Here is a 15,041-nt window from a genome sequence, read left to right as displayed (position 1 = left end):
ATCAATCCCTCCGATTCTCGTATCGCGGGAAAAGCACTCCTTCCAACCGTTTCTCGATCTCCTCCTGCGCGAGCATGTCGACGAGCGTCAGCGATGAAATCTCGTTGAGGCGGCCGAGGAGCGCCTGCAGATGCTCGCGCTTGACCTTTCTCCCACCGCGCTCGAAGCGCTCCAAGAGCGCGAGCACGGCGAAGCGCGTCTCCCTGCGGCTCATGAGGCTGCTTGAGGCGAGGAGCACGAGCTGCGAGGCGAACGCTTCTTGCGCGAGCACGGGCAGAAGCTCGAACGGATCGCGGCGGCGCTCATCGAAGACCATGTGCCCCGCCCACCACAGGCGGGCGATCGGATTCACGAAGAGCGAGCGGCGCCGCCCCTGCGCGAAGAAGAAATCGCTCCGAAGCGCGGCGGCCTTTCCCTCGCCGAAATCCTTTTCCTTGCGGTAATGGATGTAGCGCCAGAAGAGCGTGTGCGAAAGCCCCGCCCAGAAGCGCTCATCCGCCGCCGTATAGGGCGCGAGCGTACGCCATGCGCCGTAAATGCGCCGCACGTTCTCCACGTCCGTCGAGGCAAAGTCGCCCTCTGTCAGAAGCTCGACGGGCGAAAGTGCGGCAAGCTCCGTCTTTTCGAGATAGCCGCGCGCCGAAAGATGCGCGAGCATCGCCGCATTGTCCGCGCTCTGATACATCGCGGCATATTCCTCAACATGCGTCTTCATATCGTCGATGCCCGCCTGCGTCATGAAGCTCAGTTCCATGCGCCCACCTCCTCGCGCTGCGCCAGATCCTCCAACTCCTGCACGGCGCGGTTCAGCGGATCGCGCAGGAGGCGCTGGGCGACGGCGAGAGGCTCTGCGTCCTTCGCCGCGACATCGATCTTCTCTTCTTCCAAGAGGTGCACGAGCACCCTCTGCCAGCGCGTCCTCGGCTCTTCCCCCGCACGCAGGCCGCTCTGCAGCTTTTCGAGCGCCGCAGTGAGAGCCGGCTGGACGACGCACGAGAGGAACGTCGCGCTGTAGACTCCCTTCGCGTAGCGGCGATAAGCGTCGTACATGCCTTGCGGCAGGCGGGCGACGATGTAATCCGAGCCGCAGTCGACGCGAAGCGCTGCCTCGCCCGCCTCGCGCCCCAAAGGCTCGACGCGCACGATGGAAGGAAGCGTCTCGCGTTCGTCATGCGCCTGCAGCAGGAATTCCGTCGTCTGATCGACGGCGAGGATATGTCCGCGTGCGAAAGAAAAGGCCTGCCCTTCGTAGACTTCATGAAAATCATCGCTCGCATATCCCTCGATCGCCGCCTTCGCGACGACGAACGGCGTGACCTGCAGAGAGACGCGCACCTCGTCCGCCGCCAGCGTCAGATGAAACGGCGCATCGTTGAACTCGAAGAGGCGGCGATACGACGTGACGGGCGACTCGACGTGCAGCGCATAGCCAGCAAGCCCCGCACGCACGAGGTTCCTGAGCGAAGTACAGCGAAGCACGGCGCGAAACTCAAGGCGCAGTTCTTTCCCCGACGCCTTCAGCTCGGCGATACCGTCGAACGACGACTTGCGGTAGCTGTCATTCGTCTTCGCCAGCAGCGGATACGGCGCCAGATGCCCCCGGATCTTCAACGTACTTCACCTCCATCAGGCAGTAGTCACGATAGTCCATCGTATAGTCGACAAAGAGTTTCGCGCCCTTCGCGACATTCTGCAGCTCGATGACGTTCTTCTCGAACTTTGTCAATTTCGCCCTGGCTCTGCCCGAAAGCGAGGCCGCAAGCAGCTTGACGGGAACATCCGTCTGCTCGCCCGCGAGAAAAAGCTCCAGGCGCACGCGCTCGACCTTTCGCGGCGCGATGAGGCTCAGGCGATAGCGTCCCTTCTCGCGCTCGACGCAAAAAGAGCGCATGTGAAGCGGCGAGAGGCGCGATGCCGCCGCCTTCTTCTTGCGGATCTTCTCGACACCGCTTTGAAGCTCCTCTTTGCGCCCGCCCTTTCGTGCAGCAAGGGCGCGGCGCACGGCTGCGTCTTCCAAGTCGGGCAGGAAATCGCCCGCGCCGAAGGCGTCGACGCCGCGCTCCTCCTCCGCCATCAGCCGTTCGCGCACCTTTTCCTTCAGGTAACGCTTGAGCCCCAGGTACATCTCCTTCGCCTGCTTCTCCTCTGCCGCGTCCTGCAGGACGCCCGGCTCCCACGCGTCGTGCGACGGCACCTCGATGCGGCGAAACGCCTGCCCCATCGCGTTCTCCTTGATGAGGAAGATCCCCGTGAAGTCGATACCGCTCGGAAACCCCTTCTGCTCGAAGAGCTTCATGCCAATGTGGCGCGACATGAGGATGCGGCGGTTCAGCCCCTCGCCGCGCGTCAAAAAGAGCGTTGCCGCGCCGTCGGGAAAGCCGTACTTCGCACCGTATTCTGCGGCACGAAGCTCGATCCTCTGCGTCGCCTCATCCTCGCCTAGAAGCATGCGCGCGTAGCGCTGGATCATGCGGTTCTCCTCATAGTATTCCTTGTGATGCGGACTGCCAGCCGTCTTTTCAACGGGAAGTGAATCCGCGTAAAGGCCGAGGCTCGTCTTCGTGATGCGGTGATCGCCGATCTCCACCTCCAGGTTGCCCAGCCATATCGCGAGAAGGAAATTGTCGAGAACGGCGCGGATCATCTCCTGCTCCAAGCCCTCGATGGGCACAAGCCCCATGATGAAGATGTCCGTGCCGCTCGTGCGCCGCCGAAAGGCGGGATCGAGCGTGAAGATGTCCAAAAGCGCCTTCTTGTTCTCGTCGCTGTAGTAGACCGTGCCCGTCGTCCAGCGATCCTTCTCGTCCCTATAGGAGACGAGCTTCGCGACGCCCGTATACGACTCCACGCCGTCTTTGTCCAACGAGGCGAAGAACGCCGTGCGAAGCTCCGAGCAGCTATAGACGACCGCCTTGCCGATGCCGAAACTGCCGCCCGCGTTCTCCTCCTTCTGCACGGAAAACCCCTGCTCCTTGACGAGTCCGCTCCAAAGCGAACCCTTCTCGCCCGCGAGCGCTCCCTCAAGCCCGCGCGTGCGAAAATCGCTGATGCGAAGGACAGCGATGCGCTCCGCCTTGAGGACATCCGCCGCACGCTCAAACGCCTCGCGGCACTTCTTGTCGTCCCGATTGCTGAGGAAGCATCGCTCCAGGATATTCTGAAAATCCTCGCGCCCTGGAAACCTCTCGCGCGGGATGTCAAACGACTGAAAGGAAACGAGGACGGCGCCCTCAGCGTCATCTCTTCGCGCGTCGAGCGAGTTCTGGATCGTCTCGCGCACGAGGTAGTGCACCGTGCGTATGCCGAAGGAAACGCGTGCGAGGTCGTTGTAGCCGACAAGCTCGCCGCTGTCGTTTGCCGGCGCACGCCAGCCGCCCTTCTTCCTGTCCATGAAAGGAAACAATTTTTCCACCTCATTCCTGTACGTTTCCTAGTATAGCAAAGAGACCGCCCAGTGACAATGCGTGAGGTGCGGCCAAAAATTAACAAAAGCTAAATATTGCAAAAATTTACCTGCGCCCTCTTGCATATACGAGCCAATATGCTATAATAAAGGTGCGGCAGGTGGACTAAGCGTCATCCCGCCTTTAGTGCCGTACCTTACTAACCACCAGAAGGAATCATCGCGTATGGTTCCTCCTGGTGGCAATATAATCGAATCCCGCCAGGGGTTCAGGCTGCAAGGCCAACAAGAAAAGAACAGGCAGCGAGCCTAGGCTCGCTGCCTGTTTTCTTTCGCTTTCTTTCCTTTTCCAGTATTCTCAATTTCTGGTATTTTCCCGCAACTTTTTTGCACCCGTGCGGGAATTGTGCTATAATGAGGCTCGTGCGGCAGACCGCACGGCTTCATACATTTCATCATTTCTCAGATGCGGCATATCTTCTCACAACGTGCCGCACAAAACGAAAGGAGTCTTTTCCATGCCAACAGCAGCAAAATCGAGCGGCGCAAGAAAGACCGCCGCCCCAAAGAAAAGCAGCGCCCCCTCGCGCACGCGCAGGACTTCGAACGTCGCCTACATCTTCTTCAACTGCGATGCCGAAAAATCCCACGACTCGATGAACATCTTTTACAACCATGAGATCTACCGCGACACACAGGCCTCGCGCAAGGCTCTTTGGCAGAAAGTCAAGGAGGAGCAGGATGCCTCGCGCATCGAAATCGCCGAAGACGATCTGACGAGCGTGCGCACGGCAATTCTTGAGAACGACCCCGCCGAAGCGAGCCGCTACATCCGCTTCGGCGCGATCGAGACCTTCGTCTGCCACTGATTCGTCCGCGATTCCCATACGGCCGAACGAGAAAAGCCCAAGAGCCGTCCCTAACGGTCATCCTTGGGCTTTTCTTTTTCAGGGATATCAAGCTCCTCGGCTTTCGTCTGCGTCGTCGGCACGCCCTCGGGCGTGAGGCTCGGCGCATAGCGCCAGCTCTCCTTGATCCTCTTTTCCAGACGCTCTTCGAGAAGTCGGCGCTCCCTCTCGTCGGTGATTTCCGGCTCGAACTGCCACGCTTGGACGCCCGTCACGCGGCCTTCCGGCGAGATGTCCGCAAAGAACTGCACATGCCCTCGGTACGCAGTCTCCTTCTCGGTCAGGCCGCGCTTCGTCTCCTCACGCAGCACGGCGGGCTTGTTCGGCTTACGCATCGCAGGATAGTCGCGCTTCTTCGGCGGCTTCGCTTTTTGACCCTCGACTGGTCTTTTCTTTGCCTCACTCGGCGACTTCAGCGCTTCTTGTGAAGGCGGCTTCCAAGACTCGGGAACGCTCTCCTCTTCCGTCGCCAACGTCTCATTCTCCACCCGCGGCTTCTCCTCCGCCAGTAGCTTCTCCTCCGCAGAAGGCGAAACTTTCGCGGCAGCCTCATCCGAGTCCGGCACATCGAGCCAGGTAATTTCCTGCGCCGTGTCCCAAAACGACTCCTCATGCGGCAAAAGAAGCCCCGCGATGCCAAACGCGAACATATGCAGAAGAACGGCAAGAAGCACGACAGTCCCCCAGCGTTGGCGTACGATCACAATCATCCCTCCCCACACGTTTCGTCCTTTCATTATAGCACACGAACACCAATCACACGGCAAAAACTATTGCACTTTATTCAGTATTCGCGGACGAGATTCTTCCCTTTTGGAGCAAAATATAGTATCATGAAGATGAGTAGATATTTCTCCTTTATATTTTAGGATAAAAAACTCAAAATTATTCGTCGAATATAAAACGATGCTCGAAACACTGCATCAAGTAAGATGATAGGCGGGTAAAATGATTCATATACCTATAAAAAAACTAAAAAACGGCATGATCACGGCGCAGAGCATATACAATCCGCTCGGCGCCAGCTACCTGACGAAGGGCATGGAACTCAGTCCGACATACATCGAGCGTCTGGAGAAAGCGGGATTTGACGGCGTGACCGTCACCTCCCTGGATCCCAAGCTCAAGCTCGCGCCGCCCGATGATATCGTGCAGGAAAAAACGCGCATCTCCGCCATACAAAACGTGGCGACGGCTTTCCATAGCGTCGAGGAGAACGGCACCTTCGACCCGGCGCCGCTGCAGGGCATTTCGGAGAACATCCTGCAGGACATCATCGCACAGCAGAAGAACCTCGTGCAGCTCACGGACATCCGCCTGCACGACACTTATACCTTCGCCCATTCGGTCAACGTGGCCATCCTCTCGTCTCTCCTCGGCGTGCTTCTGAAGCTTTCCAGGGAGGAGCAGCTAAAGCTCACGCTCGGCGGTCTCCTGCATGACATCGGCAAGATCACCGTACCCTATGAGATTCTCACGAAGGCCGGCCATCTCACAGACGACGAGTGGAGCGTGATGCAGGGACATCCGGAAGCCGGCAGACAGCGTCTGAAGAAGATGTTTCCCAACGACACGCTGCTCTCCACCATCGCCCTGCAGCACCACGAGCACATCGACGGCTCGGGCTATCCCAACCATCTGAAAGGCGAGCAGATCCACCGCTACGGACGCATCGTCGCCATCGCCGACGTCTACGACGCCCTGACGAGCGTGCGCCCGTACAAGAGAGCCTATACGCCATCCGTCGCACATCGCCTCATGGCTACATGTTCGCCCGGGCATTTCGATCTCGATCTCTTGAAGCTTTTCTTCGACAACGTCGCGATTTACCCCGTCGGCACGATCCTCAAGACACAGGATGGCTACGCCATCGTGAAGAAGGTCGAATTCGGCTATACGCTGACGCCCGTTGTCTGCGTCTTTGCCAACCGTGAGGGCAAACTTCTCAATGCCCCCAGCGACCTCGATCTGAAAGAAGCGCCAAAAGGGATGCTTGATGGTGTGATTTCCGACAGCGAGCTGTACCATTTCATCCACAACATCAACGTCGATCCGGCCATCTTCCTCCAAGAAAACACAGAGAAAGAATACGCGTCACAAGAAAATACTGAATGAACTACGGCGCATTTCAAGGTGTTCCGCCACTGAAACCGGGGTGTTTTCTCCATGATACGCTTGAAATCGAATCAGCTCAAAACCGGCATGGTGACGGCGCAAAGCATCTTCAATGAGAAGGGTGCCGCCTTTCTCGTACGTGGCACGCCGCTGACTGATCGCTACATCTATCGGCTTCGTCAGCTCAGCGTGCCCGAACTTCACGTCACATCGCTTTCTTCTAATTTTCAGCTGCAACCGCCCCCTGACATCATCAAAGAGCACACGCGCGTGCAGGCCGTCGAAAACGTCGCGGAGACCTTCCGCCAGGCGGAAAAGTATGGCCAGTTCAACATGAGCCTCATGGAGCGATGTGCCGATCTCCTCGTATGCGACATCATGTCGAAAAAGAAGAATCTCGTGCAAATCACAGACATTCGTCTGCACGACTCCTACACGTTTTCCCATTCAGTCAACGTCGCCGTCCTCGCGACGATGCTCGGCAATCTCTGCGGCTACTCCAAGAGTAAGCTGCAGGTCATCACGCTCGGAGGACTCCTACACGACATCGGCAAGCTCGCCGTGCCCACATCCATCCTCAACAAGTCTGGCGCCCTGACGGCGGACGAATTCAAGATCATCCGCCGGCATCCAAGTGAAGGGCGCAGACTCCTCAAGGAATTGAAGTCGCCGCTCGCCTCGATCCTCGCCATCATTGCAGTCCAGCACCACGAGCACCTTGACGGCTCAGGCTATCCCTACCATGTGCGCGGCAAGTCCATCCATCCGTACAGCCGCATCACCGCCATCGCCGACGTCTACGACGCGCTGACGAGCGTGCGTCCTTACAAGAGGGCATACAAGCCGAACGTCGTCTATCAGATGATGATGAAGAACTCCCCCGGTCATTTTGACATGGATCGCCTGCGCCTCTTCTTCGACAATGTCGCCATTTACCCCGTTGGTACAGTCATGAAAACACAGCTCGGCTACGCCATCGTCAAGAAGGTCGTCTTCGGCCACACGCTCGCCCCCATCGTCATCGTCTTTGCAGACAAGAACGGTAAGCTTCTCCCAAAACCCTTCGGCGTAAACCTCGCCCACTGCCGCCGCGATGCCATACATTACGTCATGGACGACGTGGAACTCTTGAACTTCATCCGTCATACAGGCATCGACCCCGCCGTATTCCTTGACGACGATCTTCGCGCGATGAAGGACTATCCGCGCATGGGGAAGCATGAAATCTGAGTTGATAAAGGCATACAAAAAGACCCTGCCGCCCGGCAGGGTCTTTTTGTATGCTCTTATGCCTCGCGCAATTCTGCGCGGGCAAGCTTGTACTCCGTCTTGTCGAGAACTGCATGAAGCTCCTCGTCGGAGATCATGCGCTCCATCTTGAGGACAGCGATGTTCTTTCCGAGATCGACCTCGGCGACCGCGCCGTCGATGCCGTTGAGCATACGCTCGACGGCGTTCTTGCAGTTGTCACAGTGCATGCCCTCGATATGCAGCACCTTCTCGCCGATGACGTCGTGATAGAGCTTCTTCTTCGGGCCGCCCTCGATGCTGCCACCCCCGCCGCAGCACGCACCGCCGCCGCCGAAGTGGCGCACCATGCCGCGCACAGCGAAGAAAAGCGCCGCCAAGAGAACCGCTCCCAAAATATACGTTGCCATGATTTCTCCTTCTTTCCTTACCAAAGGGCATTGCCCTTATATACCATGCTATCGCTCTATTTTACCCGCGCTTTATCGACTTGTCAATAGTGATTCTTAGTGTTGGCAATATGCTTTGAGACGAAAACAGCCTCCCCGTCGGGGAGGCTGTAAATCTTGAGAATCACTGAAACTTTCCGTTCAAATTCACGGCAGAGGCACGTTGAAGGCATTCTTGCCCGCGAAGACGGCGTTCTTGCCCAGCTCTTCCTCGATGCGCAGAAGCTGGTTGTACTTCGCGACGCGCTCGCTGCGGTTCGGTGCGCCCGTCTTGATCTGCCCGGCGTTCAGCGCGACGACGAGGTCGGCGATCGTCGTATCTTCCGTCTCGCCCGAGCGATGCGATACGACGGCCTTGAAGCCCGCGTTGTGCGCCATGGCAACGGCGGCGAGCGTCTCGCTCAGCGTGCCGATCTGATTGACCTTGATGAGAATGGCGTTCGCGGCCTTCATGTCGATGCCCTTCTTGAGGCGCTTCGTATTCGTCACGAAGAGATCGTCGCCGACGATCTGCAGGCGGTCGCCAAGCTCCTTCGTGATGAGCTGCCAGCCCTCCCAATCCTCTTCATCAAGCGGATCCTCGAGAGAGATGATCGGATACTTATCGACGAGCTTCTTCCAATGCTCGACGAGCTCTGCCGTCGTGAAGACCTGACCGGACTTGGGCTGCTTGTACTCGCCCTTCTTCGATCCCTTCCATTCGCTAGCGGCCGCGTCCATCGCGAGCACGAAATCCTTGCCGGGCTTGTGGCCTGCCTTCTCAATGGCACGCATGATGTAGTCGATCGCCTCGTCGTCCGACTTGAGGTTCGGTGCGAAGCCGCCCTCGTCGCCGACGCCCGTCGCATGGCCGTCCGCCTTCAAGAGGCTCTGCAGTGCATGGAAGACTTCCGACGACCACTGGATGCACGTGCGGAAATCGGGAGCGCCGACCGGCATGATCATGAATTCCTGCACGTCGATGCTGTTCGCCGCATGGGCGCCGCCGTTCAGGATGTTCATCATCGGCACGGGCAAAAGGCCGCCCTGGCTGCCGCCCAAGAAGCGATAGAGCGGCGTTTCCTCGCTCGCAGCGGCCGCCTTCGCCGCCGCCATGGAAACGGCGAGGATGGCGTTCGCGCCGAGCTTCGACTTGTCTTCCGTGCCGTCCGCTTCGAGCATCGTGCGGTCGACGAGAGCCGTATCCGCAGCGTCGACGCCGACGACCGCCTTGGCGAGCGTCGTGTTGACGTTCTCGACCGCCTTCAGGACGCCCTTGCCGAGGTAGCGAGCCTTGTCACCGTCACGCAGTTCAAGCGCTTCAAACTGGCCCGTCGATGCGCCCGACGGCGACGCCGCACGGCCGAAGCTGCCGTCCTCCAGAACGACATCGACTTCCACCGTCGGATTGCTGCGCGAGTCAACGATTTCGCGTGCATGGATGCATTTGATCTTGCTGTTCCTCATCGTATCCACTCCTTGTAAAATCCGGGAGCGCCGATAGCATTTGCATCGCGTCGGCGAACTTCATTCTATCAGCAAATCCCAATGAAAACCCTTACTCCTAGCTTATCACGAAAGCGGCAGATGTCAAGCCTTTTGCTGAAAGCAATTCGCATTTGTCGCCGCTTTCATGAAAAAAAGCGCACGGGCTTCGTCCTGCCCGCACGCTTTTTCCACTTGCCGAAGCCGTACAGGCATGAACGGCCTGTATTCATATCAGCTTAAGCAAGCTCCAGCATCAACGCCATCTTGAAATTCTTCACGGCACGCACATAATGTCTGCCGTTCTTCGCAAACTTGAAGTTCTCACCCGCGTGAACCGTGTATTCCTTGCCCTCGTAACCGATGACGGCCTCGCCTTCGAGCGCGAAGACGAGAGCCTCGCCCGGCGCCGCGTGCTCGTCAAGCCCCGTGCCCGCGCCGAAGCTCATGAGCACGAACTTGAGGTTCGGGCTCTGCACGAGATCCATGTTGACGATCTTACCCTCCTGGCACGGCAGAAGCTCCGCCAGCTGAAATACCTTCTTATCCTCGATTGCCTTATTCATGGTCTTTCCCTCCTGCAAACTGATCTCAAGATACACGGCGCCGCGCTCGGTCTTGACGCCCACGGGCGTACCGACGGGCACGACGAAGAAATCTCCTGCGGCGAGCGGCGTATTCCCGCTTTCCTCGACCGCTTCCATCGCGCCCGAAGCGACGTACCAGAGGCGGCGACGCTCGTAGCTCTCCGCGCTGATGTCTGTCGCCTCTGCGAGCGAGAACCAGACGACGTTGTTGCCGCCTGCCGCGCTGATGGCTTCCGACACCGTGCAGCCCGGGATGGGCGCCATTTCCTCGGCGGGGCGAAATACCCTGCCTGCCTGACCTTTCATGGCTGTCATCTCCTCTCTTTTTTCCTAGTATAGCACAGGGAAATCTTCACAGCGGGAACATTTGTTACAGATTTTGAGAAATTTTCTTATTTTCCAAAGGCAGCCGCCGCAAGACTTCCTGCGCCAAAAAGCCCGTAGCTGCGCCCGTGAAAACGGCCAGAGCAAAGAGCATGGGCGCATAGTAAAAGACGTCGAGCGTGCCGAGCCAGAAAGCGGCGGCAAGGAGCTGACCCACATTGTGCGAGAGTGCGCCCGCGACGCCGAGCAGCGCGAGCGGCACGCGCGGGACTGCCCGCAGCAAGAGGACGCCGACCGAGAGCGCCAGAAGCCCGCCCGCAAGGCTGAACGACAGCGCGGGCAGGCTGCCCGCGAAGACCGATCCGAGCACGATGCGCAGGACAAGCAGCAAGAGCGCTTCCCTCGCGCGAAAGAGACGGAGCGCGGCGACGGTCACGATGTTCGCGAAACCGAGCTTGAAGCCCGGCACCGCTGCGACAAGCGGCAGGCGAAGCTCGACGAAGAAGAGCATCAACGAGAGTGCGAGGCAGATGGAAAGAAGCGTCAGCCGCGCCGCCCCCTGCTGCGCCAGACCCGCTTCCTGCGCTCCCTCTGCGCATATACGCGCCCGCGCCTCGGACGCACCCTGCCGAGCGCCGCGCTCCTGCCGCGCGCCCCTCACCTCGCCACCGCGTCGGGCGCATCGGCCTCGCCCGCCACCTCGCCCGCGCTGCCCGCTTTCGCCCAGCGAATCTCCAGGCGATGCGGCAGGCAGATGATCGGTGCGCCGTCCCCCTTCAATTCGCCTGTATGCACGCAGATCTGATCGGGACAGTCGGCGCTCTCGATGCGGATTGTGCCGCCGCCCGTCGCGATGACGTTCTCGTGCTCGCCATAGGGCACGCGAATATGGCGCTCTTCTTGCAGTTCCTCCTGCGTGAAGCGATAGATCACCGCGCCGTCCTGCACGACCTCGACCGCGCCCGACTCCGATGCGTCTTCGCCGCGAGAAGCGGCTGCGAAGAGCCACGCGCCCGCCGCACCGAGCAGGAGCACGGCGAAAAGAGCGAAGAGCCGCGCCTTCTTTTCCCCGTTCATCGAATGACCTCCGCTTCTCCCGTCAGCCCCTCGCCCGCCGAGAAGCGGTCAAGAAGCCCCTCTGTAATCCACACATGACCATCCATGCCGACGAGCACCATCTCAAAATCCTGCCGCTCGCGCCAGAAAGCGGCGGCGCGTTCTGCGCCCATGACGAAGAGCGCCGTCGAAAGCGCATCCGCTCTGCCGCCCGCTTTCGCGACGACAGTGGCGGATGCAAGGCCGCTCGCCGCAGGTGCGCCCGTCGCAGGATCAAGGATGTGCCAATAGCGGTTTCCTGCCTCATCCGTGAAGAAGCGCTGGTCGATCGCCGAGGTCACGACGGCGGCATCCGCGACCTCGACCGCGCCGAGAAGTGCTCCACCGAAAGGATTCCGAAGCCCCACGCGCCACGGTGTGCCGTCCTCGCGCATGCCGACCGCCTCGATGTTGCCGCCGAGATCGAGGAGCGCCGAGCGCACGCCGCGCGACTTGAGTTCCGCCGCGACAAGCTCGCCCGCATAGCCCTTCGCCACCGCGCCGAGTTCGACGCTGCTGCCCTTTTCGAGCCGCGCCGTACCCGCCGCCTCGTCGAGCTTGAGCTTTCCCGCTCCCGTCAAGGCACGCGCCGCCTCGATTTCCTCTGCCGTCGGCACGCGATGCACGCCGCCCGAAAATCCCCAGAGCTTGAGGAGCGGCAGAAGCGTCACGTCGAGTGCGCCCTTCGTCTCCTCGCGCACCGCCTCGGAGAGGCGCAGAAGCCGCATCGTCTCGGGCGCGAGCGCGACGGCCTCGCCCGCGCCGCTGTTCAAGCGCGCGACGTCGCTTCCCTCGCTCGTCGCGCTCCAAAGCGCATCGAGCCCTTGAAGCCGCTCCTTCGCCTCCCGCGCCGCCTCGGGTGCGCCTTCGCCATAGACCTTAACCGTCATCTTCGTATCCATCGCGAAGAACTCCTCACTCGCTTCCTCTGCGGTGCGGGAAGCGTCGTCGGAAGCCGCGCTCTTCATCTGCGCGGGCAAGCATCCCGCCGAAAGAGAAGCGGCAAAAAAAACGAGCAAAAGGCACAGGGCAAGATGCCCTGCGCCTTGAGCTACTAAATTCTGCAAGCGAATCATAGCTACTTCTTCGCTTCATCGAGCGCCTTCGTCGAGGCCTCGATGAACTGCTCGTAGGAGATCGTCGCACCCGAGATGGCATCGACCTTACCCGGCTGCTGACGCTCGACGAGCTGTGCGCCGTAGGTCGCATTCGCCTTGACGGCATTCTGCGCCTTCTTGTAGTTCTGCGCATCGCTGACCTGGCCGTTCTTCTTGCCGTAGTCCTCGCCCTTCATCGTGCCGTCCTTGTCGATGCCAAAGTATGTCGCGCTCACGATCTTGTGATCCTTAATCGTGATGGCGATCTTACCGTGACCGTACTCAGAGTTCTCGCTGCTCTCGCCGTTGTACGTGCCGTCCTTCGCCTGCGAGAGGTCGATGTCGGCAATCTTCTTGACGGCGACGCCCTGCGCCCCGCCGTCTTTCGGCTCGTCCTTCGCCGCATCGTCACCGCAGCCCGCGAAGAGAGCCGTCGCGAAGGCGACGCCCAAGACCAGCGTCAGAGACTTCCTGTCCAAATTCATTGTTTCGCCCCTTCCTTCAGCTTTGCCGCCGCCTGCTCCTCGGCGCTCTTTTCCACCATGCGCCCATGCTCGATGATGACGCAGCGCTCCGCTGCCGCGCCAACCTCGGCGGAGTGCGTGACTGTGAGGATCGTATGACCTTCCGCGTGCAGTTCGCGGAAGATCTTCATGACGAGATTCTGATTGACCTCGTCGAGGTTGCCCGTCGGCTCGTCCGCGAGGATGAGCACGGGGTAGTTGATGAGAGCGCGCGCAATGCAGACGCGCTGCTGCTCGCCGCCCGAAAGCTGGCTCGGCAGATGGTCGGCGCGGTCAGCAAGCCCTACGCGGTCGAGCGCTTCGAGCGCTTCCTTCTTGTCGGGGATGCTGTGATAGTACTGCGCCGCCATGATGTTCTCGATCGCCGTCAAGTACGGGATCATGTGAAACTGCTGGAAGACGATGCCGATCTTGTCACGGCGCAGGAGCGTCAGCTCGTGGTCGGAAACTTTCGTGATGTCGATGCCGTCCAGAAGCACCGTGCCGCTCGTCGCGTGATCCATGCAGCCGATGATATTCATGAGCGTCGTCTTGCCCGAGCCGGAAGGCCCCATGACGGCGAGCCAATCGCCCTTTTCCACCTTGAGGTTGACGTTGTCGAGCGCCTTGACCTTGCCGCCGTAGGCCATCGTCACGTCTTTCAATTCCAATAGACTCATAAAACCCTCCTACTCTCCCCGCAAGACGATGGCGGGGTCAACGCTCGTCGCGATGCGCACAGGAATGAGGCTCGCGACGCCCGTCACGATGACGGACAAGACGACGGCGAGCACGGCGATGCCCGGAGCAAAGGCGATGCCGCGCGAAAAGACGTTGATGCTGACGCTCTGTGCGAAGAGGTAGCCGAAACCGCTGCCTAAAAGGCCGCCGACAAGGCCGAGCACGCAGCCCTCACCGAGGAACTCCATGACGATGTTCGCATTCGAAGCGCCGAGCGCCTTCTTCAGACCGATCTCGCGGCGGCGCTCCGTAACGACCGCCGTCATCGTCGTCGTCACGCAGATGAGCGTCAAAATGAGGACGATGATCGTCACGAGAAGTATCAGAACTTCGAGCTTCTTCAAGACGTTGAACTCCGAGTGCGCGATCTGCTGCACCTCCTGCGGCTCGATGCCGATATTCGCGGTGCGAATGGCGTCCTCAACGGACTTCAAGCTGTCGCCGTCGGCGACGACGCTGAGCTGTGCGAGTCCGACGGCGCCGGGCTTCTCGACGATCTTTTGCAGCTCGTCGAGATTCAGGAAAGCGAACTGCTCTTCCTTGCCGCCCGTCGAGACGATGCCCGAGACGGTGAAGGAGAGCATGGCCTTGCCCTCGCCCGCGCTGACCGAGACGGTCTGCCCGATCAGCTTGTCCGTATCACGCGCGATCTTCGAGGCCATCTCTGCGCCCAGGAGGATCTCGCGCTCACCTGCCTTCGGGTACTCGCCCTTGACCATCCAATAGGGGCTGACCTTCTTGATTTCCTCGAAGTCCGTGCCGCCCGTCAGGACGGGCTGCTTGTTGACCTCAAGGCGCTCGTAGAGAAATGGCGCAAGACCGACGACGTCGCGTCCCGCCAGTGCCTCACGCGCCTTCTGCAAGGCGGCGGCGTCGAAGGTCTTCGCCTCGCCCGCCGGCAAGAGCAGCACGTTCGCGCCGTAGGCGCGGAACTCGCGCCCGAGCTGCGCGGGCACTTCGCGGTAGACCGTGATCATGCCCGAGATGATCGCCGCGCCGACCGCGACCGCCAGGAGCGCAACGAACATGCGCGACTTCTGGCGGAAGAGCGCCCGCACGATCATGCGCAGAAACATTTCCAGTATCTTTATTCTTCCTGCCATATCA

16 protein-coding genes are annotated in these 15,041 nt (G+C 60.0%); 3 read left to right on the top strand and 13 right to left on the bottom strand.

Annotated elements, in window-relative coordinates:
- Nucleotide 1: 1 nt before the first annotated feature.
- Genes HMPREF1153_RS10830 through HMPREF1153_RS10820 form a run of 3 tightly spaced genes read right to left on the bottom strand, consistent with a single transcriptional unit; the run spans nt 2 to nt 3,391 of the window.
- On the bottom strand, nt 2–754 hold the full coding sequence (locus HMPREF1153_RS10830) for a DUF6339 family protein (protein WP_009646949.1): 753 nt from the start codon (nt 752–754) through the stop codon (nt 2–4).
- The gene (locus HMPREF1153_RS10825) at nt 745–1,611 is read right to left on the bottom strand and encodes a hypothetical protein (RefSeq protein WP_037370617.1); all 867 of its coding nucleotides are present in this window, start codon (nt 1,609–1,611) and stop codon (nt 745–747) included. Before HMPREF1153_RS10825 ends, HMPREF1153_RS10830 begins: the two co-directional genes overlap by 10 nt.
- Nucleotides 1,559–3,391, bottom strand: a complete 1,833-nt coding sequence (locus HMPREF1153_RS10820; protein ID WP_232208283.1) for a hypothetical protein — start codon at nt 3,389–3,391, stop codon at nt 1,559–1,561. Before HMPREF1153_RS10820 ends, HMPREF1153_RS10825 begins: the two co-directional genes overlap by 53 nt.
- Nucleotides 3,392–3,921: 530 nt before the next feature.
- Here HMPREF1153_RS10820 and HMPREF1153_RS10815 point away from each other — a divergent pair.
- A complete protein-coding gene (locus HMPREF1153_RS10815; protein ID WP_009647011.1) occupies nt 3,922–4,272 on the top strand; it encodes a hypothetical protein in 351 nt (116 codons plus the stop codon).
- Nucleotides 4,273–4,322: 50 nt separating this feature from the next.
- Here HMPREF1153_RS10815 and HMPREF1153_RS10810 read toward each other — a convergent pair whose 3' ends face one another.
- On the bottom strand, nt 4,323–5,021 hold the full coding sequence (locus tag HMPREF1153_RS10810) for a hypothetical protein (RefSeq protein WP_232208282.1): 699 nt from the start codon (nt 5,019–5,021) through the stop codon (nt 4,323–4,325).
- A gap of 238 nt (nt 5,022–5,259) precedes the next feature.
- Between HMPREF1153_RS10810 and HMPREF1153_RS10805 the strand changes: the two genes are divergently transcribed.
- Nucleotides 5,260–6,426 (top strand): HD-GYP domain-containing protein, encoded by a 1,167-nt coding sequence (locus HMPREF1153_RS10805; protein ID WP_009646941.1) that lies wholly within the window; start codon nt 5,260–5,262, stop codon nt 6,424–6,426.
- 51 nt (nt 6,427–6,477) lie between these two features.
- Nucleotides 6,478–7,656, top strand: coding sequence for an HD-GYP domain-containing protein (locus HMPREF1153_RS10800; RefSeq protein ID WP_009646983.1), 1,179 nt, complete (start codon nt 6,478–6,480; stop codon nt 7,654–7,656).
- Between the two features lie 56 nt (nt 7,657–7,712).
- On the opposite strand, the gene HMPREF1153_RS10795 is transcribed toward HMPREF1153_RS10800, so the two are convergent.
- The 9 genes from HMPREF1153_RS10795 to HMPREF1153_RS10755 form a co-directional block, all read right to left on the bottom strand.
- Entirely contained in the window at nt 7,713–8,084 is a 372-nt protein-coding gene (locus HMPREF1153_RS10795) for a heavy-metal-associated domain-containing protein (protein ID WP_037370615.1), read from the bottom strand.
- 186 nt (nt 8,085–8,270) lie between these two features.
- On the bottom strand, nt 8,271–9,569 hold the full coding sequence (gene eno, locus HMPREF1153_RS10790; protein ID WP_009646950.1) for a phosphopyruvate hydratase: 1,299 nt from the start codon (nt 9,567–9,569) through the stop codon (nt 8,271–8,273).
- Nucleotides 9,570–9,826: 257 nt separating this feature from the next.
- Nucleotides 9,827–10,480, bottom strand: coding sequence for a cupin domain-containing protein (locus HMPREF1153_RS10785; protein WP_009646951.1), 654 nt, complete (start codon nt 10,478–10,480; stop codon nt 9,827–9,829).
- 64 nt (nt 10,481–10,544) lie between these two features.
- Nucleotides 10,545–11,159: a Gx transporter family protein gene (locus HMPREF1153_RS10780; RefSeq protein ID WP_009646982.1), complete on the bottom strand. Its 615-nt coding sequence runs from the start codon at nt 11,157–11,159 to the stop codon at nt 10,545–10,547.
- Nucleotides 11,156–11,575, bottom strand: coding sequence for a NusG domain II-containing protein (locus tag HMPREF1153_RS10775; protein WP_009646994.1), 420 nt, complete (start codon nt 11,573–11,575; stop codon nt 11,156–11,158). The genes HMPREF1153_RS10780 and HMPREF1153_RS10775 overlap by 4 nt, the downstream gene beginning before the upstream one ends.
- On the bottom strand, nt 11,572–12,669 hold the full coding sequence (locus HMPREF1153_RS10770; RefSeq protein ID WP_009646986.1) for an FAD:protein FMN transferase: 1,098 nt from the start codon (nt 12,667–12,669) through the stop codon (nt 11,572–11,574). Before HMPREF1153_RS10770 ends, HMPREF1153_RS10775 begins: the two co-directional genes overlap by 4 nt.
- A 2-nt stretch (nt 12,670–12,671) precedes the next feature.
- The gene (locus HMPREF1153_RS10765; protein WP_009647001.1) at nt 12,672–13,175 is read right to left on the bottom strand and encodes an FMN-binding protein; all 504 of its coding nucleotides are present in this window, start codon (nt 13,173–13,175) and stop codon (nt 12,672–12,674) included.
- Complete coding sequence (locus HMPREF1153_RS10760; protein WP_006193832.1) at nt 13,172–13,873, bottom strand: ABC transporter ATP-binding protein; 702 nt, start codon at nt 13,871–13,873, stop codon at nt 13,172–13,174. Before HMPREF1153_RS10760 ends, HMPREF1153_RS10765 begins: the two co-directional genes overlap by 4 nt.
- A 9-nt stretch (nt 13,874–13,882) precedes the next feature.
- On the bottom strand, nt 13,883–15,037 hold the full coding sequence (locus tag HMPREF1153_RS10755) for an ABC transporter permease (RefSeq protein WP_009647007.1): 1,155 nt from the start codon (nt 15,035–15,037) through the stop codon (nt 13,883–13,885).
- Nucleotides 15,038–15,041 lie beyond the last annotated feature (4 nt).

The sequence above is a fragment of the Selenomonas sp. CM52 genome, assembly GCF_000292955.1.
GTDB lineage: Bacteria > Bacillota > Negativicutes > Selenomonadales > Selenomonadaceae > Selenomonas.
This window is presented reverse-complemented; position numbering and strand designations above follow the sequence as displayed.